This is a genomic window from Anaerotaenia torta (genome assembly GCF_050433395.1).
Classification (GTDB): Bacteria; Bacillota; Clostridia; order Lachnospirales; family Lachnospiraceae; genus Mobilitalea; species Mobilitalea torta.
On the sequence record NZ_JBNPXH010000001.1, the window covers coordinates 826,832 to 853,305 of the forward strand.

The following is a 26,474-nucleotide window of genomic DNA, read 5'->3' on the forward strand; positions in this document are numbered from 1 at the left end:
AGGCCTTGTCCTCCATCCTCTTTTTAAGGCATCCGGGATTGGCGTTAAAGGCTGCATTCCGGAGAAAGTAATTGGTTGGTGGGGGGGAGACAGCGGTAATTCTCACAGATATAATAGGTGGTCTGCCCGTTAATAGTCCGGTAATCCCTTGTATATCCTGCGATGGAAAGAAGATCTTTTTCATTCTCCGGTGTCTTCACCAGTGCGACGGTATTCGGTTCATAATGCTCTGACAGATAGGACTTCAATTGAAATAGATCCTCTTGGGGAATATTTGTAGGGGAAGTGTTTTCCGTAACATATTTTTTCAGGAGGTATTTCTCTGAAACCTGTTTCTCTGAGGAATGTTTCTCCGGGGAGTGTTTCTCCGAGGGGTGTTTCTCCCTGTGCTCGGTGACGCAGACAATCTCTCTGGAAGGGTGGAGAACACCCAGGAATGCCATCAATGCAAAGCTGTGGTTAGAGGGGGAGTCCTTTACCTGACCGGCCAGGAAGCGGAGCTGCTTGTCGGCGTATTCAATCATTTTGGAATCGGCGGTAAGGCGGGCTAACCGCAGGAGGGCGCAGGCTGCAACAGAATTGCCGGAGGGAAGGGCACCGTCATAAAGCTCCTTCGGCCGGTAGATTAATTGCTCCGAATCTGTTGCATTGAGGAAAAAGCCGCCGTATTTATCATCCCAGAAATACTCCAGCATATCACCGGCCAGGCGAAGCGCCTCCTGTATATATTTAATTTCAAAGGTAGCATCGTACAAGGAGCACAATGCCATACAATAATAGGCATAATCGTCAAGAAAGCCGTAATAAGCGGCATTATCCTCCCGAAACCGGACATAGAGACGTCCCGATTCATCCGTAAGCCTGGTCCGGATGAATTCCGCCGCCTGCTGCGCGGCCTCTGCATAATCTTCCCGTTGAAATACCTTGGAGGCAGTTGCATAGGCGGTAATCATCAGAGCATTCCAGGAGGTCAGAAGCTTGTCGTCCTTATGAAGCTGCCGGCGGTCACGGCGGTAGGAATACATGCGGTCGCAGACCCGCTGCACCCGCTCATTCTCCGGTTTCAAGTCCCTGGATTTAATCAGGTTGGGGATGGAAGCGCCTTCAAAATTCCCTTCCTTTGTAATGTTAAAGTATTCGCAGAAGAAGGAACCGTCCTCCGTTCCAAGAACAGCGGTCGCTTCATCGGGAGTAAATACATAATAGGTTCCTTCCCCGCCCTCACTGTCCGCATCCTGGGCACAGTAAAAGCCGCCTTCCGGAGAAGTCATCTCCCGCCGGACATATTCCAGAATCTGCTGGGCCACGGTCCGATAGATGGGATTGCCGGTGTATTGGTAGGCTTCCGTATAGGTCATTGCCAGCAGGGCGTTGTCATAGAGCATTTTTTCAAAATGCGGCACCAGCCATCTGGCATCGGTGGAGTAGCGGGAGAAGCCGTATCCCACATGGTCGTAGATGCCGCCCCGGTACATATTCATCAGGGTATTCTCCACCATAAAGAGTGCGGTTTCATCCTTTTCCAGCCTTGCGTAGCGCAGCAGGAACATCAGATTGTGGGGGACGGGGAATTTGGGCTCATTGCCGAAGCCGCCGTAATCATGGTCAAAGTTCTGGTTGAACTGGGTTACGGCAAGAGCCGCCAATTCCCTGGTAACCATGGCGCTATCCGAGGAAACCTCAAATTCCCGTTTCATGATCTCAGCAATCTGGTCGCCGGTCCGAAGTATGGGAGTGGGATTCCTGCCCCATGTTACAGCGACCTGATCCAACAGCTCCATCAGGCCGGGAATGCCGTACCGGGTATGCTTCGGAAGATAGGTTGCGGCATAGAAGGGCTTTTGATATGGGGTCATGAGGATGGTCAGAGGCCAGCCGCCCTGTCCTGTAGTAGCCTGGCAAATATTCATATAGACGGTGTCGATATCCGGGCGTTCCTCCCGGTCAACCTTGATACAGACAAAGAATTCATTCAGAAGGGCAGCGACCCCTTCATCCTCAAAGGATTCTTCGGACATGACATGGCACCAGTGACAGGTAGAATAGCCGATGGAAAGGAAGATGGGCTTATTCTCCTTTGTGGCCTTTTCAAAGGCTTCTTCACTCCAGGGATGCCAGTTGACAGGGTTGTAGGCATGCTGTAGTAAGTAGGGAGATTTCTCATCAATGAGTTTATTGGGGATACGAGTTGTTTTCTGACCTTTATTCGTTACATGTTCGGTTGTATTCATATATACACTCCTTGTTAGCATATTTTTTTAACAAGATAAACTTATTTAATTATTATGCCAATAAGGAGTGGAGATTATTTGATAATATTTATTAAGATAGTTCCCGGTAGTAAATAAGATGAGGCTAAATCTTTGGTCTCTATTCTATATTAATGCCGACGGTCTTAACGAAATCAATAAAATAATCATTCATTGACTGTCCCGGCTTACGTTTCACCTCATGATAGACATACGGAGGATGAAATACTTCGTGTGTCATATTTGCCAAAATAGTCTCCTTGCTATATACGGCATCTGACAGCAGGGTATTACCGCACAATTTGATTCCATGGGGATTGGCAAAAGAGCAAATGTACACATCCATTTCATCACCGTCAAAATCTTTAAATTCTCCGATAAGGGCTTCCGGATTATATTGAATAAGAAAAGGTTTCAGCTCAAATATTTTATTTTGGATGATGGGAAGCTTTACGGTATTCCAATAATTCTTAAAACCATTCTCCTCTAATTCATGAATTAAAGGGATAACAATATCTGAAAAACGGGCAAAGATTTCTTCGTATTCATTATCATCGAATTGGTATGGAGTTTTGGAAATCCCCTCTTCAATCTCAGACCGGGCTTCCAATAATTCATATATGCTTCTGTCTGAAAATGATGGAATTGCTGATATAAGCAATGTAAAAGCCGGGGCAAATACAGGGGACTTATTCCATTCAACCATCCTGTTTATTGTTGCTATCGTATTTTCGCTGAGCAGCGGATAAAAATAATCATATGCTTCTTTATGCCTGCTGACATAATATTGATCCGATGAAAGTGCGTTTAGAAAACACAGCACATCCAAATTGTAACTGGATTTACAATTAATCCTCATTTGAAAGCCTCCAATGCATAAAAATAGAAAGTTAAAAACAACAACGATATGGCTAAAAATAACTATATAGCATATAGCGGTTCATGTCCATTCTATTTCTGAAATTGTGAAAATAAAAAGAGGAGTATTTTCGAAAAAGAGAAGAGTGGAAAAAATCCGGCAATACATTTTCAGTGCTGGAATATAATATAAGGAATAAATGGATTGGGGTTAAGGATGTGCGCTATAATGACGAATACAATCTATTGAATGACTATTTAAACGGCGATAACACGGTCAGGTATCTGAATCCGGATGCGATTTTGATTGAAAGAGGATATCGGATTGATGTTTTTGCGGAAGGGCTGAATATTCCGACCAGCATTTTGTTTACGGAGGAAGGGGAATTGCTGGTTACGGCCCTGGGTAAAGGCGATGATCCGGGTGTTTATCGTTTCATCAACTCTACCTTTGAACTAATTGGCGATCAGTTCCAGGGACCCATAACCGGGATAAATTATAGAAACGGGGATATTTATGTATCCCATAAGGGTGTGATTACCCTGCTGAAGGAAGACGGAAGCAAACAGAATCTCCTGTGGGGGCTGCCCAGCCAGGGGGATCACGGCAACAGCAGGGTAGCCTTCGGAATGGACAATAAGATGTATTTTGGCCTGGGAACCGCTACGAATTCCGGAGTGGTAGGCAATGATAACCGTTGGGTGTGCAGATTCCCTCTGTGCCGGGATAATCCGGGATACCATATTATACTCAACGGGGAGAATTACAAGACCAGGAACATGCTGCTGATGGCAGAGGAGGAAATTCTCACCGGTGCATTTTCCGCCTACGGGGAGCCGAACCAGCCCTTTGAGCAGAGAAAGGCAATCATAAAGGCTTCCGGCAGCATTCTCAGATCAAATCCGGACGGTACGGAGCTGGAGCAGGTGGTGTGGGGGCTGCGCTGCCCTTCTTATCTGGAATTTGACCGGTCCAACCGGTTGTATGTATCCAATCACGGCTATGATGTGAGAGGAAGCAGACCCATTGCCAACGCCCCGGATGAATTCTGGCTGATTACGGAGGGACAATGGTATGGATGGCCGGACTACGCGGGCGGAGAGCCGGTAACCATGGAACGCTTCCGGCCGGAAGGAGGGGTGCAGCCTCAGTTTTTGCTGGCCTGCCATCCCAATATACCGCCGAAACCCTTTGCACTGTTTCCGCCGGAGTCCACTATTACCGGATTTGCCTTTAATTATAACCGGAACTTTGGCAATATAGGGGATGTTTATATTGCAGAGTTCGGAAGCATCAGTATGGATGGGGATACCTATTTCCCTTTGCAGTACCCGTCTGTGGGACATAAGATATCCAGGATAGATATCCATTCCAGGAGTATCAATACCTTTGCCATGAACAAATCCGGTTTTTCCGCATCCGTTACCGGGGACGGAGGATTATCAAGGCCCTGCGGAGTCGCCTTTGGCAAGGATGGAGCCATGTATATTCTGGACAGCGGAATCAATCATCCGGATATGCCCAATCGATTCATCCCCAATACCGGGGTAATATGGAGGGTGGTCCGGGATGCATAGCCAAAAACCATCGGAGTGATTTCCGAGAAGAGGAAGTATTTAGGCGATTCTTGTTGAATATGTGGGAGTTTCGTGATAAAATGGGCATGATAAATAGAACAGGATGTGTGATTTGTTAAGAATGCAGCAGTATCTGATAGGAAGACCCGTCAGGAGTATTTGACGGGATTTTGTTGAGCGCAAAGGGGCGCGAAGACCGTCGGATTGTTATAAACAAGTGGAGGAAAGAAGGGAAAGAGTTGTTTATTGCCCGTCAGCCAATATTTAACAGAGTAATGAATATATATGGATATGAGCTTTTGTTCCGATCGGATGCCAAGCAGAACACCTATAGGAGCACTAACCCGGTTTCTGCTACGGCGACAGTTCTCGGAGGATTGTTTGAGAACGGGATTGACCGTGTGGTTGGAAAAGCGAAGGCATTTGTTAATTTTGATTATGAATTTCTGATGTCGGATGTGATCGAGCTGATCAGCCCGGATACTCTTGTAATCGAGGTGTTGGAGACTGTCAAGGAGGATGAAGCCCTGCTGGAACGGATCAAATCTCTGAGGAAGGCCGGGTACCAGATTGCGCTGGATGATTTTAGCGAGAGTGTCAATTCCTATCCCATGATACCCATTGCGGATATTATAAAGTATGACATTCTTGCCACACCCCTGGATTCCCTGGAAACGGAAGTATCCCGTGCCCTGTCCCGAAGAAAGATAATCCTGGCAGAAAAGATTGAGACAGAGGAGGATTATCAGAAGGCCCATGCCATGGGATTTCATCTGTTTCAGGGATATTTTTTCAGCAAGCCGAAGGTAATCGGCGGATCAGTGATACAAAGGCCCTCCAGAATACAGTATACGCAGATTTTTACGGAACTGAGAAAAGCGGAGCCCTCCTTTGACACCCTGGCGGCGATTATTGAATCAGATGTAGGCTTGGCCTATCGTCTGTTAAAGGTAATGAGCAATAAGAGGACGGAGAAATTCTATCCTACGATTAAGAAGGCGCTGCTGATTATGGGGCTTCAGGAGCTGGAGCGCTGGGTCAATATCATGATGCTCCAGGAAAGAGGGGAGGAAAAGCCCCTGGAGCTGGTGCTCCTGTCGGTAGTCCGTTCCAAATTCAGTGAGTATCTGGCCATTAACAGCAAGTTCCGAAAGAGGAAGGATGAGATTCTGATGATGTGTCTGTTCAGCACTCTGGATGCGATTTTAGATCAGCCCATGGGGGAAGCGCTGGATGGAATGATGCTGCCCCAGGATGTATATGATGCCCTGGTTTATAAAAAGGGAGCGCTGAAGCCCATCTGTGATCTGGTATTAGCCTATGAGCATGGAAACTGGACAGAGGTATCCCGGATTGCCGCGGAGATTGAGCTGGATACGGAAGGGATTTCGGACGGATACATTGAAGCCACCCAATGGGCCTTTGAGATCAGCGCTTCTTTCGAGGATACATAGTTAGAAGTTCAGCCTATTGCATTTTATTAGGATATAATTTATACTGATTTTATACATCGGGGTTTCTTCCTGGTATAATTATGGGTCAAGCCTATTATTACACGGGGAGAAACTCTATTTGTAATCTGTGTTTGCCGCTTGATTTTTATGATAAAGTGATTGACAAATGGGTATAACAGTATTAGAATAAACAAAATCATATAATTCATATAAGACATATATGAATTATTGGAGATTGATAATATGATATGTGACAGTTCCTTCCTGCCGGATGTGGATGGGAAGCTATGATAGATGGACTGTCATAAGAAGAGAGGATGGTTTTATTTATGAAGAATTCAAAACGATGGATGGCACTGATGCTTGTCATACTACTGGCAGTCTCCCTGACAGCCTGCGGGAAGGGGACGAAGGACATCCCAGGCGGTTCCGGTGAGGGAACCCCGAATAAAGGGGAGAAGATTGTGAATATAGGAATGTCAGACAGCTTATCCAGTCTGAATCCCTTGATGATGGATGCAACAGAGGTACTGAAATATGCCACGGCAATGGAATTTTTACCTCTGGTGGAGCTGAACAGCAAGCTGGAGTTTGTGGGGATGCTGGCTTCTTCCGTTACAACGGAGGATAACATTCATTTTACCGTCAAGATTGATCCGGATGCGGTCTGGTCGGATGGAACTCCGGTTACGGCGGAGGATGTGGAATTTACCGTGTTAAGGCTGGCAAGCCCGACCCTGGCCAATACCAGTATGGCTCTTTATGCCTTTGAGGGTACCGGGGACGACGGATTTGTGGAAGAAGGAGCCACCGAAATTGCCGGTGTCAAGGCGGTGGACAGCAAGACAGTGGAATTCACCACCAAGTACCCCATCGCCCTTACCACATTCCAGAATACTTACGGGCGCTATATTCTTACTGTGCCCAAGCATATCCTGAAGGATGTACCGGAAGGAGAGCTGGCAGGTTATACCTGGTTTAATGCTCCTACCGTAGTAAACGGCCCTTACCGGGCAACGGCGGTTGACCCGCAGCATTATGTGACCTATGTTGCCAATGACAAGTATTGGAAAGGGGCACCGAAGGTTGATAAGCTCAACATCAAGATTGTTACTCCCGCACAGCTTTTAACCGGTCTTCAGTCCGGTGAGATTGATTTCGTACAGCAGACTACGGGCAATATTTTGCAGGAGGATTATGCCGGTGTGGAAGCCCTGGCGAATATAACGGTTAATTACGGGGCGCCGGTGACGAACCAGTCTATTTTCTTTAACACTGCGGCAGTTACGGATTCCAGGATACGTCAGGCTATCCTGTACGGAATTGACCGTGAAGAGCTGCTGAAGGGCTTTCTTAACGGGAAAGGCGAGATAGTGGATGGCTTCCTTTCCAGCGTGGGTCCCTTCTATGATGCAAGTCTGACTCCGACGCCCTATGATCCGGAGAAGGCAAAGCAGCTGGTTGCCGAGGCGGCGGCTGACGGATGGGATACCTCGAAGGTGTTAAATTTCTATATTAACAGCGGAGACACAACCTTTGGAAGGGCAGCGGATTATATTGCGGCAAAGCTCTTAGAGGTGGGGATTCGCGTTCAGATTAAAACCGAGAATCTGGCCTCCCTTATGACGGTAGCCGGCAATAAGGGATTTGATCTTATGGCGGTACAGTATACTTATGCACCCGTGGATCCTTATCCCGATGTAAACTGGCTGCTGTCTGCCGACGGTTGGACGGGATACAGCGATGAGAGAGTTTTGGAGGCTTTGGAGGCAACCCAGACAGAGAGCAGTATTGAGGGAATACGAAGCCGGTATCTGGACATTGATACTATTGTCCAGCAGGAAGTGCCGATGATATCGGCTTATGTAATCAGTGCCATTGGTGCGGTGAATAAGAGACTGACCAATGCGGTGCCGGACGTGTATGGTTCCTTTATTAATATTCATGAGTGGGATGTGACGCAGTAATGCCATTATTGGAGGTTGGGGATTTAGAGATCGCCTTTCAGGAAGACAAGGGAGAGGTATTAAGCATTGACCAGGTAAGCTTTCGTGTGGAGGCCGGAGAGATTGTCTGCCTCGTGGGCGAATCCGGCTCCGGCAAGAGTGTCACCTCCCTGGGAATTATGGGACTTCTTGGGCGGGGCGGCAAGGTAGTGGGAGGCAGTGTCCGTTTTGACGGGGAAGACCTGTTGGATAAATCGGAGAAAGAGATGGACCGGATTCGGGGAAGAAGTCTCGCGATGATTTTTCAGGATGCTCTGACCAGCTTGAATCCGGTGTTTACCATAGGGCAGCAGATGATAGAAACCATGAAGGTTCATCTGAAGCTGAACCGGAAGGAAGCCGCCCGGAGGGCCATAGGCCTGCTGAAGAAGGTTGGCCTTCCGGATCCCCATGATATTATGAAGAAATATCCCCATACCCTGTCCGGCGGAATGAGGCAGAGGGTCATGATAGCCATGGCCCTGGCCTGTGACCCCAAGCTCCTGATTGCGGATGAACCCACCACCGCGCTGGATGTAACGATACAGGCGCAGATTATGCAGCTTCTCAAGGGACTGAACAAGGAGCTTCATATGTCAATTGTACTGATTACCCATGATATGGGTCTGGTAGCGGAGATGGCTGACCGTGTGCTGGTGATGTACGCGGGGCAGATCGTGGAGGAGGCGGATGTGTTCACCCTCTTCCAGGAACCGCAGCATCCCTATACCCGGGCCTTGCTCCAGTCCATACCGAGTATCCGGGATGAGCAGGACAGGGAGCTGGCTTCTATTCCCGGCTCCGTACCGGAGCGCTACGATGAGCTGGAGGGCTGCCGTTTTGCCAACCGCTGTCCCTATGTCAGCCGGGAGTGCGGGCAGGAGCAGGAGCTGCGCAGCCGGGAAGGCGGTCATCCGGTGCGCTGCTGGAGGCAGGGAATACTGCCGGCTTCCGGATATCAGGATAAATAGGAGGAATGCACCAATGCTTCAGAAACAGGTACCTCTTCTGGAAGTGAAGGGGCTGAAAAAGCATTACCCCATCTATGGAGGAATCATTCCCCATGCCATCGGTAAAATCTATGCGGTGGATGGGGTTGATTTTGAGATTCCGGAAGGGACCACCCTGGGTCTGGTAGGCGAATCGGGGTGCGGCAAATCCACGGTGGGCAGACAGATCGTAGGGCTGGAGCGGCCTACGGAGGGAAAGGTAATCTACCGGGGCAGGGGATTGGATGAGCTTTCGGCGGCGGAGATGAAAAAGATACGCACGCAGATTCAGATGATATTCCAGGATCCCTTTGCTTCGTTAAATCCTAGAAAACGAATTGTTGATATTATTTCCGAACCCATGCGATACCATAAGCTTGCGGCAAAAAAGCCGGTTCATCAAGAGGTGGACCGGCTTCTTGAGCTGGTGGGGCTCCCGCGCAGCAGCAAGGAGAAATATCCCCATGAATTCTCCGGCGGGCAGAAGCAGAGGATTGGAATCGCGCGGGCATTGTCTCTGCAGCCGAAGCTGATTGTCTGCGATGAGCCGGTAAGCGCTCTGGATGTGTCCATTCAGGCACAGGTATTGAATCTGCTGCGGAGCCTGCAGAAGGATCTGGGGCTGACCTATCTCTTTATCGGGCATGGGCTGGATGCGGTGAGTTACATCAGCAGCCGGATTGCGGTGATGTATCTGGGCAGGATTGTGGAAATTGCCGACGCAAAGGAGCTGTTCTCGAATCCGGTACATCCCTATACCCAGGCGCTGTGCAACGCGGCTCCGATTCCCGACCCGAAGGAGAGAGAGAGGGAGAGAGTAATTATCCAGGGAGAGATTCCTTCGAATACGGCACCTCCCGTGGGATGTCCTTTTCATCCCCGCTGTCCCCATGCGATACAGAAATGCCGGGAAATACGGCCGGTTTTGGAGCCCGTGGTTTCCGAAGGGTATCATATGGCGGCCTGCCGCCTGGTGAAGGACGGGGCAGAAGGAAACAAATAAGAAAAAGAGAAACCTGGTAGAAAGCAGAAAACGGAGAAAGAAAGGAACGGTCAGATGATAAAATATATTATAAAGCGTATCTTGATTGCAATCCCTGTATTATTTGGAATTACAATCATTGATTATCTGATCATGAGTCTGGCCGGAAGTCCGCTGGATATGCTGCAGGGAGCCAGAGTATCCCAGGAGGCGGTGGAGGCCAGGCGGATTCTTCTGGGGTTGGATCAGCCGGTTTATGTACAGTATTTTGAATGGTTAAAGCAGCTCCTTCAGGGGAATCTGGGGTATTCCATGCGGAATCACCAGGAGGTAAGCCAGATGATCAGCATGTATATCGGGCCCACGCTTCTGCTGATGGGGGTATCCCTGGCAGTGAGCCTGCTCATTGCGGTACCCGCGGGAATTTACAGTGCGGTACGCCAGTATTCGCCGGGAGATTATACCCTGGTATCCCTTTCCTTTCTGGGAACCAGTGTGCCGGGCTTCTTCCTGGCTTTGCTTCTGATTTATATTTTCACCGTCAAATTGGGCTGGCTTCCCTCCAGCGGCATGTCTACCCTGGGGCAGGATAAGGACGCTCTGGATATTATCAAGCATATGATTATGCCGGTGATTGTCCTGGCTACCTCCATGGCGGGAACCAATATCCGGTATATCCGCAGCGCCATGCTGGAGATTCTTCAGAAGGATTATCTGAAGACAGCCAGAGCAAAGGGGCTGGGCCGGTTTCGTGTGATTAATAAGCATGCTCTTAAGAATGCATTAATTCCGGTCATTACCATTATTGGCATGCAGATACCGGTTCTGTTCGGCGGCGCGATTATTGCCGAGCAGGTCTTTTCCTGGCCGGGACTGGGGCTTATGACGATGAATGCCATTATTAACCGGGATTATCCGGTGATTATGGGCGTATGCCTGATGTCGGCGCTGGTGGTTCTGGCGGCGAATTTGATTACGGATATTCTATATGCATTGGTGGATCCCACCATTCAATATTCACAAGAGGGATAGCTGAAAATGAAAAGCAATTTTCATACGGCAAATTTGTGCTGCCGCCCAAATTCGCAGGATTTGGCCGCATGTAATGTTAAGAGGAGATTTTAAGATGAAGCAGTATGAGGATAGACCGGAGGAATCGGGAGATAGCTACGGTAAAATGATATGGAAGCGTTTCCGGAGACATAAGCTGGCGGTCGTCAGCAGTGTATTTCTGGCGGCCGTCATTATTCTGTCGCTGCTGGCCCCGGTGCTGGCGCCCTATGATCCCAATATGCCGGTAGGCGGCTTTGGGGAAGGCCCCTCCTCCAAATTCCTTCTGGGAACGGATCAGGTGGGCAGGGATGTGCTCAGCCGGCTGTTCTATGCCACCAGGATCTCTCTTCTGGTGGGATTTGCCGCAACTGTGGTTTCCACCGTTCTGGGAGTGGTTCTGGGATTGATCTCCGGTTATTTCGGGGGGTGGATCGATATGGTTATTATGCGCTTTACGGACATGGTTATGTCCTTTCCCTATATTCTTCTGGTTCTTGTTGCAGCAGCCATATTTGAGCCTGGATTATGGAATATCGTCCTGATTCTGGGCTTTGTGGACTGGCCCGGAGTGGCAAGGCTGGTTCGGGGCAATGTGCTGTCCCTCAGGGAAACGGCATTTATCAAAAGCGATCTGGTAGCAGGAATGCCTAAGAGCTATATCCTGTTCTCGGAAATCCTGCCGAATACCCTGGCTCCCATACTTGTCTATGCCACCTCGGTAATTGCCCTGTCCATGCTGGACGAAGCGGCTCTGAGCTTTCTTGGTATGGGAATTCAGCCTCCCCAGGCCAGCCTGGGCAATATGCTCAACGGGGCGCAATCCCTGTCTGTGCTGACTACAAAGCCCTGGCTGTGGATTCCGCCGGGTTTATTAATTATTCTCCTGGTGATCAGCATCAACTTCATTGGAGATGCCCTGCGGGATGCCTTTGATACCTCCGGAAGGTAAGGCTGATAAAAATTATAACACGATCATAGGATAGGAACGGTAGATATGGCATGAAAAACATACTAAATTATCAGACCTCGGAATATGACTGCGGTCCCACCACATTGATCAACGCGATCCGTTATCTCTATGAGCGGGAAGAAATCCTGCCGGAGATCATAAAGACAATAACGCTTTACACTCTTGACCTGTATGACAGCAACGGAGAGTTCGGGAAGCGCGGAACGTCCCGGATGGCTATGATGTTCCTCTCCAACTGGCTGAACGAGTTTGGCCGGACGAAGAATTATCCCGTATATACGGAGCTGGTAATCGATGAGCAGGTCTGGGTACGGCAGAACAGCAGGATTACGGAATGTCTCCAGCAGGGAGGGGCAGTGGTGATCTGTGTGTGGCTGGGTCCTACAAAGCATTATGTACTGCTCACGGATATAGAAGAGGAGTATCTCTGTTTATTCGATCCCTATGATTGGGAGGAGCCTGTGGATGGGGAGACAGTGGTCTGTGTGGAAGGATTTCCGAAGAAGATGAACCGCAAGGTGAAAAGGGATATTATGAACGGTGAGGATGACGGTTTCTATGCCCTGGGCGAGGTTCAGGGGAGGGAGGCCATGCTGCTGTATAATACCAATACCAGGAGGACTCCTGAGAAATCCATAGAATATTTTATATAAAAGAAGTAGAAAACTTTCGGACATTTCGGGATAATCCATAACAGTGACAATCCACAGCAGGAATAGTCTATAACACTCTCTTAGAGCGGAGGCGGTAATATCATGAATAGAAACCGGATTATTGAGGAATTTATCCAGTTGGCGGCAATCGACTCTCCTTCCTTTGGGGAACGGGAGATTGCTGATTTATTAATAATCAAGCTGAAGGAGCTGGGCTTTGCCGTATCCGAGGATGATGCAGGCAAGGCGATTGGCGGCAATTGCGGCAATCTGTACGGATATCTGGAGGGAGAGCTGGAAGGGGAGCCGCTTCTGTTCTCGGCTCATATGGATACGGTACCTCCTGCCTTGAATAAGAGAGCGGTTCTTCAGCCGGACGGCAGGATTACCAGCGGGGGAGATACGGTCTTGGGGGCGGATGATATTGCGGGACTGATCTCCATCCTGGAAGCGGTTCGCAGCCTGCGGGAGGAAGGGCTTCCCCACAGAAGCATTGAGATACTGTTTGCCGTTGCCGAAGAGCCTTATGCGAAGGGAAGCAGCGTCTTTGATTATTCCCGGATACGCTCGAAGGAGGCCTATGTTTTGGATCTGAGCGGCAAGGTGGGCCGTGCGGCTTATGCGGCACCCACCATTGTAAGCTTTACTGCGGTGGTAAGGGGAAAGGCGGCACATGCGGGCTTCTCGCCGGAGGAAGGCATTCATGCCATAGCCATAGCTTCCGATGTCATAAGCCGGATGAAGCTGGGTAGAATGGATAAAGACACCACCGTGAATATCGGCTTAATCTCCGGCGGAGCGGCTACCAATATTGTTCCAGAAAACTGCCGGGTGGAAGGAGAGATCAGAAGCTTCCGCCATGAGACGGCAGTGCGGATACTCTCGGAGACCAAGGAGCTGTTTCTGACGGAAGCAAACCGGGCCGGAGGGGGGATTGATTGGGAAGAGGTAATCAATTGCCGCGCCTTTGAGACGGATACCGGGGGAAGCACAGCCGCGCGCTACAAGGCTGCTTGTGAGGAGGCAGGCCTGCAGGCGGAACTGGTCAGAACCCTTGGGGGCAGTGACTGCAATACTTTTGCGGCGAAGGGAATCTACGGGCTGGTGCTTTCTAATGCCATGAACCAGGTTCATTCCTGCAGTGAATACACCGAGGTGGAAGAGCTGGTAAATAGTACACGGATTGTCCGCAATATTATGACCAGCAGAAAATAAACCGGGCCATAGCAGGCGGTGGGATAAGGAAAGAGTAAAGCGGTGAGGAAAAATCCCCACCGCTTCTTTTACATAATGGAAAGTTTGCGGAAAAAGGGGTAAAATCAATTTATGGACATCTGTGTTTATTCCCGCCTGTTTTGGCAAGAATCAAAGGAAAAAGGAGGCACTGTTTATGGATGAGAATATCAAGAACAATCCCTTAATTGAAGGAAACCTGAGCTATTTCATGGAGCAGCACGGAGAGATTTATGAGGCTTACCAGAAGTATGGAAAATTGGTGCATGAGAAGGGCGGCCCGCTGGATGAGAAAACCAGATGGCTGATCAAGGTAGCCCTTTCCGCCGACTGCAAGAATGAATATTCCCTGCAAACCCATATTCGGAAGGCATTGCAAAGCGGCTGTACCAGGGAAGAGATCGAGCATGCCATTCTGCTGGTGGGGCCCACATCGGGCTTTCCCACTATGATGAAGGGGCTGCTGATCCTGCGCGGGGTTTTGGAAACGGAGACTTCCCACTGAGATTGGAACACGGGGAGCTGCAAAAGGTTACAGGAATAAAGCCCTGCATAACAGCAGAGAACGGATAACACCAGGCAGGAGGGATCATTGTCAAAAGGAACAATCCTTTTACAATACCCTCCTGCCTGGTTTATGTTACTTATAGCGATAGGTGATAACCGGTATTAGATAGAAAAGTGAAACTCGAAATGGAAGCTTTCCTCCTCCAAACGGTACTTGGGAAGCAATTGCGGCCCGCAGCTATTGGAGCCGATACCGCTCTGCTTATAATCAATACATACAACAGTATAAGGCGATTTCTCCAGCTCGTAATTATGTGCCTTAGCGGTAAGCTCCTCCTGGGTGTATTCGGATACATTGAAGGCAAAGTCCTGGCCCGCGGTCACAATAAGAGGAGCGGCGGTATCGGAAGCTCCGATGCTGAGATATTTGCAGCCGCAATGGGAGGAATTCTCCTGGGGGAAGATATAGTCTTCAAACATATCCTCGACCCGTTCCTCAAAAAGACTCCTGTAAGAGGCCTGGCGCTTGTCAAGATAGCTTTCATAAGGACCATAGCCAAAATATTGCACACGGTCGTATTTCTTCGGCAGGAAGAGGCGCAGCCCGAACCGGGGAAGGTAGGGCATCTTTGTGTTGCGGCAGGCATCCGCCTGGAACAGCAGCCGGCCGTCGGGAGTAACCGTCCAGACGGTTTCCAGGTCCACCATATGCTCCCGCTGGATGGCATGGATGGCAAGCTTGGACCGGATGATGAGATTGCCGGAGGCGTCCGCCTGGACGGCAGAAGTATATACTCTTGCCATGGTCCGGTCGTAGCCTGCGTGCTGCCACTCATGTCTGATATTCCGGTCGTTGTCCGTAGGAGCTCTCCAGAGGTTGTATTCCATGGGAAGCTCCAGAAGCTTCTGCCCATCCTTGCGAAGATCACAGAAAAGGCCGGTCAGCTTATGGAAGACATAAATGAAATTCTCCCCCTGGATTGTGAGAAGGCGCTCATCCTCCTCATAGGAAAGCCCGGTTCCCTGGGAGCTGCCCTCTGCTTGCTTCAGATCTCCATCCTTCAATAACAGCTGATCAAAGCCAAGAACATAGCCTGCGCTGGTAAAGGGCAGGTCTGACTTCTGTACATAGGTAAGCTTAAGGCAGGTAATGCCCTGCTCCGGTATCTGGAGAGACAGGGTCAGCTGGCGGCGTTCATGAGCGGGGATGTCAAGCTCCTCCACACTGCCTTCCTGGATTACCACTCCGTTGTTCTCCACTTGATAGGTAAGAGAGAGTAAATCCCTTGTATTGATGAAATCCAGCTTGTTCTCCAGGCAAAGGAGGCCGCGCTTTGCATCAAGGAGAGAGGCACGAACCGGACGGATTACATTCTTATATTCCAGCAGTCCGGTGCTTACCGTGCGGTCGGGATAAACCAGTCCGTCCACGCAGAAATTACCGTCATGGGGAAACTCGCCGGAATCACCGCCGTAAGCATATCGCTTTCTTCCGTCGGGAGCATCTCCGAGATAGATGGCGTGATCGCACCATTCCCAGATAAAACCGCCCGCCATCCGGTCCTCCCGGTAGATCACTTCCATATAGTCCTCCAGGTCCCCGGGGCCGTTACCCATGGCATGGCAGAACTCACACAGCACATAGGGCTTGGTATTCTTAGGATCGCTCATATAGTTCTCAATACCGGCGATGGAATCATACATCCTGCTGTACAGATCCAGCATGGAGAGATCCGCCTGATGACCGCCGGTGATATGAACACTTCCCTCATAGTGCAGAAGACGGCTGGGATCGTATTCCTTCACCCAGCGGCCCGCTTTTTCAAAGCTGGCACCCCAGCCGCTTTCATTGCCCATGGACCAGATCAGGATGCTGGGATGATTCTTGTCCCTGCATACATTGCGCTGCTGCCGGTCCAGGATAATGGAATCGGAGATGGGGTTCATGGCGATATCCCCATAAGTATGTTCTGAAGAGCCGGAATAAAAGGCGGCGGCGCCATGGCATTCCAGATCCGCTTCCGCAATGAGATAAAAGCCGTATTCGTCGCACAGCTGGGGGAACCAGGGGGCATTAGGGTAGTGGCTGGTACGGATCGCGTTGATATTATGCTGCTTCATCAATGACAGATCCTTAAGAGCCTGCTCCCTGCTGATGGTATAACCGGTAACCGGATCGCTGTCATGCCGGTTCACACCCTTGAATTTGATGGGGACGCGGTTAAGCAGAATCACGCTGTTTTTGATCTCAACCTCACGAATGCCCACCTTCTGGATAATCTCCTCCTCGGCGGTGGTCAGAACCAAAGTATAGAGATTCGGTGCTTCCGCGTTCCACAGCAGGGGAGCATTCACGGTAAAGTCAATGGGACCGCCCGTAGCAGACTTTTCTTCCACTAACCTCTGGCTGCAGTCATACAGGGCAGCCTTGACCGGAACGCTTTGATTCAGGTATTCTAACTCCACGCTTACACAAGCGATGGAACAATCCTCATTCAACTCCGTTTTCACAAAGTAATCCCGGATATGTTCCCTTGCTCTGGTCAGAAGGTACACATCCCGGAAGATGCCGGACATACGGAATTTGTCCTGATCCTCGTAATAGCTGCCTGCACACCACTTCATAACCAATACGGCCAGAGTGTTGGCGCCCGGTTTCAGATATTCTGTGACATCAAATTCGCTGGTGGAGTGGGAGACCTGGCTGAAGCCCACGAAAGTGCCGTTTATCCACACGTAAAAGCAGGAATCAACCCCTTCAAAATTCAGGTAATTGCGCTGGGACAGCTGCTCCGGGCTGAGCTGGAAGGTATGCACATAACAGCCGCAGGGATTGTCTTCCTCCGGAACATAGGGAAGGTCATAGGGAAAGGGATAATTCACATTGGTATATTGGTGCCGGTCATAGCCATGGTTCTGCCAGCAGCTGGGAACAGGGAGGTCGGCAAAGCTGCCCAGATCATAGCCTGGCTGATAGAAGCCCTCCTCTGCGTCAAAACGGTTGCGGAAGTATTTGAATTTCCAGGTGCCGTTCAGCAAATGCCTGCGTTCTGCTTTGCTGGCGGTATCATACGGAATATAGTAGGCACGGTTTGCCATGGTGCCTACATGAAGATTTTTCGTATCTTCAAAATATTTTGTGAGTTTCATCGTCTTGCACCCCTTAATCTGAAATGGTTGATAGAAGCGTCCTTCTGGCAGCAGGAACTTAGATGAGAATATTGTAGCAACCGGGATTGGAATTGACTATAATCATTCTTGCTGAATATATGGACAAAACAGTACAGATTTGATACCATTAAGTTAATAACATCCTGTATTGTCTGATGCAATACAGGACAAAATGGAACTAAAAAAAGAGAGACAAGGCGGTGGGAGGTATATGCTGAATCATTCGGGATATCATAACAAGACAGATGATGATTTCCCTCAAGAGGACAGAGAACTTTTTGTGAAGAGCTGCGGTCACTACAGGCTACTTCATCTTAAGAAGATGGAAACCCGGCGACCTGCCGGGCGGCAGGATTACCAGCTCTTGTACGTTGCCGACGGATATGCACATTTTGATTTGGAAGATAGGACATATGATGTGGGAAAGGACAGTATTTTTATCTACCGGCCGGGAACTCCTCAGGATTATTACTATGTGCTGAAGGAAAAACCGGATATTTACTGGCTTCATTTCTCCGGAAGGGCGGCGGGGCCGCTTCTGGACAGCCTGGGGCTGACAGCGGAACAGCCGGTGCAGCTGTCCGGGGCGGAAGAACTGGCCGAGCTTTTTGATAAGATTATCATGGAGCTGAGAGTGGAGCGGTATTATAATTCGGAAATAGCGGAGGCGTATTTCCGCCAATTGCTGGTGACAGCAGCCAGGGCCGCTCGCGGCGGATTCCGGGAGAAGCCGGGCTACCACTCCATGTTTGACGAGGTAATCAACCGGTTTCATCAGGAATATCAGAAGGAATTGAATATAACGGAGCTGGCGGAGCAGTACCATATCAGCTGCAGCTGGTTTATCCGTGAGTTTAAGCGGTATACCGGAAGCTCTCCCAAGCAGTACCTTACCAATCTCCGTCTGCAGCATGCCAGGGAATTGCTGAATAATCATTATCTGTCAATCGGCGATATATCCCGTATGGTAGGATATGACAGCCAGCTGTATTTCAGCAGAATCTTCCGCAAATATGTGGGAATGTCACCCAGTGAGTACCGGGAAAGGACGTAACAGCTCAGTCTGGAAGCAGAGAGGAGAGCAGGGTGCTCCCTCACACACAGGATGGAAGAGATGGGACTGGATTTGTATGTCACTAAGGTACAAGCAGTTCGTCTGTGCCGGTAAATTGAAATAGTACCTTGCATTTTTTTCATTTCGTATTATGATGGAGAGAGATCAATAAAGAGAATGATATAGTTTGGCATCTACAGACTGGGCTGCGCAGATAAGCGATATCAGATCGGAAGACGGAACAGTTCAGAATGCGGATATAAATGCGGATATACAGGAAGGATGAAGGTTATATTGAAGATAGGGATTTTTGACTCCGGTATCGGCGGACTTACGGTACTTCATCAGGCGCTGCAGACCTTGCCGGAAGAAGATTATATTTATTATGCGGATGTCGACCATGTGCCCTACGGAACGAAGAGCAGGGAAGAAATTATTGGTTATGTGGACAAGGCAGTAGAATTTCTCGTAGGAAAGGGCGTGAAGGCGATTGTGATTGCCTGCAATACGGCCACCAGCGCGGCAGCGGAATATGTTCGGGGCAAGTACACCCTGCCCATTCTTGGCATGGAGCCGGCGGTGAAGCCTGCCGTTGCCAGAAGCAACGGAAAGCGGGTCATGGTCATTGCCACGCCGGTTACCGTCAGGGAGGAGAAGCTGCGCAGCCTGATCGAACAGGTGGATGACGATCATCGCATCGACCTTCTTGCCCTGCCCGGTCTGGTAAGCTTTGCTGAAGCCGGACAGTTTGAGGGGCCGGAGGTGGAACGGTATCTGAGAGAGGAACTGGCTCCCTACCGATTGCAGGATTACGCGGCTCTGATTCTGGGATGCACTCATTTTAATTATTTCAAGGATTCCTATCGGAGGATTTTCCCGGAGGAGGTTGCCTTTATTGACGGCAATGCCGGAACCGTGAATTATCTGAAAAGGATTCTGGAGGAGCGGGAGCTGCTGGAGAAAAACCATGGATTGGTAGAGTACTACAAGTCCGGCCGCCCGGTGTGCCGGGAGGAAGAGCTTAAGAGGCTGGCAGGCTTCCACGAGCGTCTGGAAAGGATGCAAAGGTATTAAAGAAACAGCTCTTGCAAAATTGCCGTGCAGATAACAGGAGACTTCGTGATATATAAGCGGCGATAATATTATTTATAAGTTTTGCTAAATTGTAAAATGTCAAAACACAGGATAAGATGTAGTAAAAGATCAATATAGGCGAAGGGGAAAACAAATGCAGCTATTAAAGGATAGGATCATGCGGGACGGCAAGGTGCGTTCCGGAAATGTACTGAAGGTGGACAGCTTTTTAAACCATCAGCTAGACACAGCGTTATTCGGAGAAATCGGCAAGGAGTTTAAAAGAAGGTTTGCCGGTGAGGAAATCACCAAGATTTTGACGATTGAAGCCTCCGGTATTGCAATTGCGTGTATTGCAGCCCAGTATTTTCAGGTTCCGGTGGTCTTTGCCAAGAAGAACCAGACAAAGAATATTGCAGGAGATGTATATACCAGCAAGGTGGAATCCTTTACCCATGGCAGAATATATGATATTATCGTATCGAAGGATTTCCTGGGTCCGGAGGATAAGATTCTGATTATTGATGATTTCCTTGCCAACGGAGCCGCATTATTGGGCCTGATCAAGCTGGTGCAGGATGCCGGTGCCACCCTGGTGGGAGCGGGAATTGTCATAGAGAAGGGCTTCCAGGAGGGAGGCAGGATGGTGCGGGACAGTGGCGTCCGGGTAGAATCTCTGGCAATTATCGACTCCATGTCGGAAGAGGGCGGAGTAAAGTTTCGGGAATAGGTCTGTTTCCTGTTAAATTAGTGATAACATCACAGAAGTTCCTTGCGTATCATGATATAGTGAAAGCGTAGTGAAGAAATGCAAGCTTACTTGTAATTTCTGAGCGGAGCTAAGGATCATGAACATGTCTTATGTTCATGATATAGTGAAAGCGTAGTGAAGAAATGCAGGCTTGCTTGCAGGTTCTAATCGAAACTTAACAATCATCTGATAGGAGGAATATATCATGGCTACGATTAAAATTACCAAGAACAATTTTGAGGAAGAGGTATTAAATTCTAAGGAGCCCATCCTGCTGGATTTCTGGGCGTCCTGGTGCGGCCCCTGCCGTATGGTGGCCCCTGCCCTGGATGAAATTGCAACAGAGGTTGCCGGTACCGCCAAGGTGGGCAAGATCAATATTGACGAGGAATCAGAGCTGGCATCCCGCTTCCGCGTAATGAGCATTCCCACTTTGATGGTAGTGAAGGACGGAAAGGTCTCCGCCCAGGCGGTTGGTGCTCGTCCGAAAAAAGACATCTTGAGAATGTTGGAGATTTGATATATAATTTACTTATAAAAGTGCGAAGAATTTCTTCCCTTTTATGATGGTTTCACGGGAAGGCAGGCTGAAGGAAGCAGGCTGCTCCCTCCAGAAACAATTTACAATACCGAAAAAGGAGAGATAGCGATGTGTAAAGAGCACAAGTTCTACAGATGCAAGCACTGCGGCAACCTCATAGGAATGATCCACAGTTCCGGAGTTCCCGTTGTCTGCTGTGGGGAAGAGATGGAAGAATTGGTTGCCAACACCGTTGATGCATCGAAAGAAAAGCATGTTCCGGTAGTATCCATCGTCGGCAATACGGTAAAGGTAGAAGTAGGCGGCGCGCCCCATCCGATGGAGGAGAAGCATTACATCCAGTGGATTTACGTACAGACGAAGCACGGCGGACAGAGGAAATGTTTAAACCCGGGAGATACCCCCGCGGCCGTATTTGCTCTTGACGACGATGAGGTGGTTGCGGTATACGAGTACTGTAATATCCATGGTCTATGGAAAACAGAGCTATAAGTCATAATTAGGGAAGAACTGTTCATAGCTGCATATAAGGTTGTATCTTTTCCGATACGGCCTTATATGCAGTTTTTTGATGATCGGGATGCGGTGCCTGATACCATCTCATCCGTTGCAAAAATGCAATTATTGGTTTATAATCATAAAGAAGGCAGCAATGAAATAATGTAGATAAAAGAAGTGACGAAAAGAATAGGAGTGAAGGCGTTGGCAATATCACAGGAGGATGCAAGATTCCTGCAGGAGACTCTGAGCTTCTGGCGGGAGCTGACAGATGCCCAGAGAAATAACCTGGAGCAGCTGATTTTGAAGAAAACCTTTGCAGCCGGTGAAGCCATGCATGGCGGATCGGATCACTGCTCCGGCCTGTTTTTAATCCGGAGCGGGCAGGTGAGGGCCTATATTGTATCGGAAAGCGGTAAGGAAATAACTTTGTACCGGCTGCTGGAACGGGATGTCTGCATCTTTTCGGCCTCCTGTATGATGAAGAACATTTCCTTTGACATCTACGTGGAAACAGAGAAGGAGACGGAGGCCTATCTCATTCCCGTATCCATATTTGACCGGTTGTCCCGGGAGTCTCTTCCGGTGCAGGCGTTCACCAATGAGCTGATGGCTTCCCGCTTCTCCGAGGTTATGTGGATTATGGAGCAGGCGCTGTTTACCAGCTTTGACAGGCGCCTGGCCGGTTTTTTGGCAGAGCAGCAGGTCATGGAAGGCAGCAATACTTTGGAAATTACGCATGAAAAGATTGCGAATCATCTTGGGACGGCCAGGGAAGTGGTTACAAGGATGCTGAAGTATTTTCAGAATGAAGGGATGGTTCTTCTGAATCGGGGAACAATTGATATACTTGACGAGAAAAAGCTGAACCGGATGGCAAAGTGATGGGAATGGTGTCAGGCACCGGCGGGTGCCGGTGCCTGACACCCCAAAAAAGGAGGAAATTTTCTATGAAGGTTACGTTCTTGGGGGCAACCCATGAGGTTACGGGAAGCTGTTATTATCTGGAGGCCTGCGGAAAGAATATTCTGATTGACTGTGGCATGGAGCAGGGCAAGGATGCTTTTGAGAACCAAAGCATACCGGTGGCTTCCGGCGCAATTGACGCAGTGCTTCTGACCCATGCCCATATGGATCATTCAGGGAAGCTGCCGCTGCTGGTGAGTGAAGGCTTCCGGGGCGATATTCACGCCACTTCCGCCACCAGTGCCCTGTGCAATATCATGCTTCGTGACAGTGCCCACATTCAGATGGCGGAAGCGGAGTGGAAGAACCGTAAGGGAAAGCGGTCCGGGGATAAGGCGGCGGTGCCCATCTATAACATGGAGGATGCGATGATTACCATACGCAGATTCGTATCCCATGAATATGGGGAGACCTTCCGGCTTTTTGACGGGGTTGAGGTTCGTTTTACCGATGTGGGCCATCTGCTGGGCTCCGCCAGTATTGAAATATGGATCACCGAGGGAGATACAACGAAGAAAATCGTATTTTCCGGGGATATCGGCAACATTGACCAGCCGCTGATCAACGATCCCCAGTATATCCGGGAAGCGGATTATGTTGTAATGGAATCTACCTACGGGGACCGCAACCATAGTGTAAGCCCGGATTATGTGGCTGAGCTGACGGAGATTCTCCAATCCACCTTTGACCGGGGCGGCAATGTGGTGATTCCCTCCTTTGCCGTTGGAAGAACCCAGGTACTTTTATATTATATCCGTAAAATCAAGGACGACCGTTTGGTACAGGGGCATGGCAATTTCAAGGTCTATGTGGATAGTCCCCTGGCTGTGGAGGCAACTCAGATATTCCATGATCATATGGTAGGGTATTTTGACCAGGACGCTATGACTCTGGTAAATAAGGGAGTGAATCCCCTTTCCTTCCCCGGCCTTATGACCAGCATTACCGCGGATGAATCAAAAGCCATTAATTTTGACGAGGATCCCAAGGTAATCATTTCGGCGGCGGGTATGTGTGATGCAGGCAGAATCCGCCATCATTTAAAACATAATCTGTGGCGGGAGGACAGCACGGTATTATTTGTCGGGCACCAGTCCGTGGGAACGTTGGGCCGCACACTTTTGGACGGCGTCCAGGAGGTTAAGCTCTTTGGAGAGACCATTCAGGTGCATGCCCGGATCAGGCGGCTGTCGGGAGTCAGCGGTCATGCGGACCGTGACGGTCTGCTCCGGTGGCTGGCCGGTTTTGAGAAGAAGCCGGAAAGAGTATTTGTAACCCATGGGGATGATCAGGTGTGTGAGCTGTTTACACAGCATCTGAAGGAGGAGCTGGGGTATTCGGCAGTAGCTCCCTTCAGCGGTGCCAGCTATGACCTGATGACCAATGAATGCGTACGGGAAGGAGTCCGCATTCCTGTGGAGGCTAAGGGGGCGGTACCCAGTGACAGGGCCGATACGGTTTATGACCGTCTGGTACAGGCCGGCAAACGCCTTATGGCAGTCATTTTGCATAACAAGGGAGGGGCCAACAAGGACCTGGCCAAGCTGACAAGCCAGATTAATTCCCTTTGTGATAAATGGGACCGTTGATGAGAGCGGTTGGTCATAAATTTTAAGCCTGTGCAGGAGTAAGGAGCGCAGGGTGTTAGAAAGGTATGGTATAGCTACTTTGGATAAACAGAAAATGCTGGAATATTATCATAGGTTCATGACAAAAGAGTTTGAGGAGGCAAATGATTACCGGGGGAATGACCTGGGCGCGGTCTGGACGGCTGAGTCCGCTTGCTTCCGGGTATGGGCGCCTACGGCCGGCCGGGCTGCGGTAAAGTTATACCGTACCGGGGACGGAGAGGATCTTCTGGAATGTGTCCCAATGCTTCCCGATGACAAAGGGACCTGGAGAGCGGAGGTTGCCGGAGATCTCAACGGAGTCTATTACACCTATGAAATAACGGTGGACGGTGAGACCCGGGAAGCGGCAGATCCCTATGCCAGGGCCGTGGGAGTGAACGGAGAGAGGGGAATGGTGATCGACTTGAGCTCCACCAATCCTCCGGGCTTCACAGAGGAGAAGCTTCCTGAATTTAAAAATGCGGCGGATGCGGTGATTTACGAGCTTCATATCCGGGACTTTTCTGCGGACGCCAGTTCGGGAATGCGCTATACCGGCAAATATCTGGCCTTTACCGAGGAAGGGACGGTGAATTCCTACGGAGAGAAGACCGGGCTGGACTATCTGGCGGATATGGGCATTACTCATGTACATCTGCTGCCCGCTTTTGATTACCATACGGTGGATGAGAGGAAGCCGGAGGAGCAGTTCAACTGGGGCTATGATCCCAGGAATTATAATGTTCCGGAGGGGTCCTATTCCACGGATCCCTATCATGGAGAGGTAAGAATCAGAGAATTCAAGCAGATGGTTCAGGCATTGCATAAAAAGGGCATCCGTGTGGTCATGGATGTAGTATACAACCACACGGCAGAAAGTATGGAATCCAATTTCAACCGTATTGTTCCGGGATACTATTACCGTCTTACTCCGGAAGGGGACTTCTCCAGTGCTTCCGGCTGCGGCAGTGAGACCGCTTCGGAGCGTGCCATGATGCGCAAATTCATCCTTGACTCTGTTCTGTACTGGGTTCGGGAATACCATATCGACGGGTTCCGTTTTGATCTCATGGGTATTCATGACATTCATACCATGAACGAAGTACGGAGGGTGCTGAATGAAATCGACCCCGGCATTCTTGTTTACGGGGAAGGCTGGACCGGGGGCCCGTCACCCCTCCCGGACTGGAAGAAAGCCCTGAAGGCCAATATTAAAAACATGAATTCGGGGATTGCGGTTTTTAACGACGATCTCCGGGATGCGGTGAAGGGAAACGTGTTCCGAAAGGAGGAGCAGGGCTTTGTCAGCGGAAGGGGCGGCCTGGAAGAAACCATCAAATTCGGCGTTGCGGGCTCAGCCTGGCACCAGGGGGTGGACTATGGAAGAGTCCTGTCTTCCTGCATCGCGCCCTGGACATCCGGACCGCTGCAGACCGTTAATTATGTCTCGGCTCACGACAATCTGACCCTATGGGATAAGCTGGCACTGTCCAATCCCGGAGAGAGTCTGGAGAACAGGCTTCGGATGAATTTGCTGTCGGCAGCCATTATCTTCACCTGCCAGGGGCTTCCCTTCTTCCAGGCAGGGGAGGAATTCCTGCGCAGTAAGCCGCTGAATGAGGAGGAAACCGATTTTGAGGAGAACAGCTATCGTTCCCCGGATTCCGTTAACAGCCTGAAGTGGAACCGCTGCCATGAATACAGGGTGGCTGTGGAATATTATAAGGGGCTGATTGCATTTCGGAAGGCGCATCGGCTGCTGCGGCTGGCCGCGGCGGAGGAGATGCGGGCCCGCCTGGATTTCCTGGAGGTTTCCCTGCCGTGTACCGCAGCGTTTCTTCTCTCCGGTGAGGAAGAGACGATCTGTGTGGTCTATAACGCAAGCAGGGAGAGCAGGAAATTAACCATCCCGGAAGGGGACTGGAGGATCTATGGAAAGGGACTGGAGGCAGGAACCACGGTGCTGGGACATCATCCCGGCGGGGAAGTGGAGACGGAGCCCATCTCAGCCTTAATTTTAGTTAAATAAAATCAGCAGCAGGAAGAACCAAAGGCACATCCGGACAGGGATGTGCCTTTTATCATATAGGAAGCAAGCAATTATAATAAAGTAACAAAGGAGAATTGAAAGCTGGGACAAATATGGTCAAATTAAACAAAACAAGGAAAGACAAATAATAGCAATTAGAGGCATTAACCTTTTATCCATCTTAGGGTATGATATCAGTAGATGAAAGATATCCGCCTCTGGGAAAAGGCGGAGTCTGACGTCCAATAGGAGATGGAAAACATCTAACA

General features: G+C 49.7%; 21 protein-coding genes. 18 read left to right on the forward strand and 3 right to left on the reverse strand.

Going from position 1 to position 26,474, the window contains the following annotated elements; translation table 11 throughout:
- Positions 1-44 precede the first annotated feature (44 nt).
- Together HNQ56_RS03545 and HNQ56_RS03550 are read right to left on the reverse strand one after the other, a co-directional pair.
- A complete protein-coding gene (locus HNQ56_RS03545; protein WP_429142874.1) occupies positions 45-2,231 on the reverse strand; it encodes a thioredoxin domain-containing protein in 2,187 nt (728 codons plus the stop codon).
- 139 nt (positions 2,232-2,370) lie between these two features.
- Positions 2,371-3,108, reverse strand: a complete 738-nt coding sequence (locus tag HNQ56_RS03550) for a hypothetical protein (protein WP_429142876.1) — start codon at positions 3,106-3,108, stop codon at positions 2,371-2,373.
- Positions 3,109-3,281: 173 nt separating this feature from the next.
- Here HNQ56_RS03550 and HNQ56_RS03555 point away from each other — a divergent pair, with 173 nt between their 5' ends.
- The 10 genes from HNQ56_RS03555 to HNQ56_RS03600 all read left to right on the forward strand — a co-directional run bounded on the left by HNQ56_RS03555 (position 3,282) and on the right by HNQ56_RS03600 (position 14,509).
- Positions 3,282-4,685, forward strand: coding sequence for a PQQ-dependent sugar dehydrogenase (locus tag HNQ56_RS03555; RefSeq protein WP_429142878.1), 1,404 nt, complete (start codon positions 3,282-3,284; stop codon positions 4,683-4,685).
- 275 nt (positions 4,686-4,960) lie between these two features.
- On the forward strand, positions 4,961-6,139 hold the full coding sequence (locus tag HNQ56_RS03560; RefSeq protein WP_429142880.1) for an EAL and HDOD domain-containing protein: 1,179 nt from the start codon (positions 4,961-4,963) through the stop codon (positions 6,137-6,139).
- A gap of 329 nt (positions 6,140-6,468) precedes the next feature.
- A complete protein-coding gene (locus HNQ56_RS03565) occupies positions 6,469-8,106 on the forward strand; it encodes an ABC transporter substrate-binding protein (RefSeq protein ID WP_429142882.1) in 1,638 nt (545 codons plus the stop codon).
- Positions 8,106-9,095, forward strand: coding sequence for an ABC transporter ATP-binding protein (locus HNQ56_RS03570; protein WP_429142884.1), 990 nt, complete (start codon positions 8,106-8,108; stop codon positions 9,093-9,095). The genes HNQ56_RS03565 and HNQ56_RS03570 overlap by 1 nt, the downstream gene beginning before the upstream one ends.
- Before the next feature lie 13 nt (positions 9,096-9,108).
- On the forward strand, positions 9,109-10,116 hold the full coding sequence (locus HNQ56_RS03575; protein ID WP_429142886.1) for an ABC transporter ATP-binding protein: 1,008 nt from the start codon (positions 9,109-9,111) through the stop codon (positions 10,114-10,116).
- A 54-nt stretch (positions 10,117-10,170) separates the two neighbouring features.
- On the forward strand, positions 10,171-11,127 hold the full coding sequence (locus tag HNQ56_RS03580; protein WP_429142888.1) for an ABC transporter permease: 957 nt from the start codon (positions 10,171-10,173) through the stop codon (positions 11,125-11,127).
- Between the two features lie 145 nt (positions 11,128-11,272).
- Positions 11,273-12,097, forward strand: coding sequence for an ABC transporter permease (locus HNQ56_RS03585; protein WP_429143018.1), 825 nt, complete (start codon positions 11,273-11,275; stop codon positions 12,095-12,097).
- Between the two features lie 50 nt (positions 12,098-12,147).
- Positions 12,148-12,771, forward strand: a complete 624-nt coding sequence (locus HNQ56_RS03590; RefSeq protein WP_429142890.1) for a peptidase C39 — start codon at positions 12,148-12,150, stop codon at positions 12,769-12,771.
- Between the two features lie 102 nt (positions 12,772-12,873).
- Positions 12,874-13,986 (forward strand): M20/M25/M40 family metallo-hydrolase, encoded by a 1,113-nt coding sequence (locus HNQ56_RS03595; protein WP_429142891.1) that lies wholly within the window; start codon positions 12,874-12,876, stop codon positions 13,984-13,986.
- Between the two features lie 175 nt (positions 13,987-14,161).
- Positions 14,162-14,509 (forward strand): carboxymuconolactone decarboxylase family protein, encoded by a 348-nt coding sequence (locus tag HNQ56_RS03600; RefSeq protein ID WP_429142893.1) that lies wholly within the window; start codon positions 14,162-14,164, stop codon positions 14,507-14,509.
- A gap of 164 nt (positions 14,510-14,673) precedes the next feature.
- On the opposite strand, the gene HNQ56_RS03605 is transcribed toward HNQ56_RS03600, so the two are convergent.
- Positions 14,674-17,661, reverse strand: a complete 2,988-nt coding sequence (locus tag HNQ56_RS03605; RefSeq protein WP_429142895.1) for a glycoside hydrolase family 2 TIM barrel-domain containing protein — start codon at positions 17,659-17,661, stop codon at positions 14,674-14,676.
- A 232-nt stretch (positions 17,662-17,893) separates the two neighbouring features.
- Between HNQ56_RS03605 and HNQ56_RS03610 the strand changes: the two genes are divergently transcribed.
- The 8 genes from HNQ56_RS03610 to pulA all read left to right on the forward strand — a co-directional run bounded on the left by HNQ56_RS03610 (position 17,894) and on the right by pulA (position 26,205).
- On the forward strand, positions 17,894-18,736 hold the full coding sequence (locus HNQ56_RS03610; RefSeq protein ID WP_429142897.1) for a helix-turn-helix transcriptional regulator: 843 nt from the start codon (positions 17,894-17,896) through the stop codon (positions 18,734-18,736).
- A 294-nt stretch (positions 18,737-19,030) separates the two neighbouring features.
- Entirely contained in the window at positions 19,031-19,810 is a 780-nt protein-coding gene (murI, locus tag HNQ56_RS03615) for a glutamate racemase (RefSeq protein WP_429142899.1), read from the forward strand.
- A gap of 154 nt (positions 19,811-19,964) precedes the next feature.
- Positions 19,965-20,540 carry a xanthine phosphoribosyltransferase gene (locus tag HNQ56_RS03620; protein ID WP_429142901.1) on the forward strand — a complete coding sequence of 192 codons (576 nt, stop codon included), beginning with the start codon at positions 19,965-19,967 and terminating at the stop codon, positions 20,538-20,540.
- A gap of 226 nt (positions 20,541-20,766) precedes the next feature.
- On the forward strand, positions 20,767-21,081 hold the full coding sequence (gene trxA, locus HNQ56_RS03625) for a thioredoxin (protein WP_429142902.1): 315 nt from the start codon (positions 20,767-20,769) through the stop codon (positions 21,079-21,081).
- 129 nt (positions 21,082-21,210) lie between these two features.
- Complete coding sequence (locus tag HNQ56_RS03630) at positions 21,211-21,594, forward strand: desulfoferrodoxin (RefSeq protein ID WP_429142904.1); 384 nt, start codon at positions 21,211-21,213, stop codon at positions 21,592-21,594.
- 183 nt (positions 21,595-21,777) lie between these two features.
- Positions 21,778-22,485: a Crp/Fnr family transcriptional regulator gene (locus tag HNQ56_RS03635; protein WP_429142905.1), complete on the forward strand. Its 708-nt coding sequence runs from the start codon at positions 21,778-21,780 to the stop codon at positions 22,483-22,485.
- 65 nt (positions 22,486-22,550) lie between these two features.
- Positions 22,551-24,155, forward strand: coding sequence for an MBL fold metallo-hydrolase RNA specificity domain-containing protein (locus HNQ56_RS03640; RefSeq protein WP_429142907.1), 1,605 nt, complete (start codon positions 22,551-22,553; stop codon positions 24,153-24,155).
- A 79-nt stretch (positions 24,156-24,234) separates the two neighbouring features.
- Complete coding sequence (pulA, locus tag HNQ56_RS03645) at positions 24,235-26,205, forward strand: type I pullulanase (protein WP_429142909.1); 1,971 nt, start codon at positions 24,235-24,237, stop codon at positions 26,203-26,205.
- The last annotated feature ends 269 nt before the right edge of the window (positions 26,206-26,474 follow it).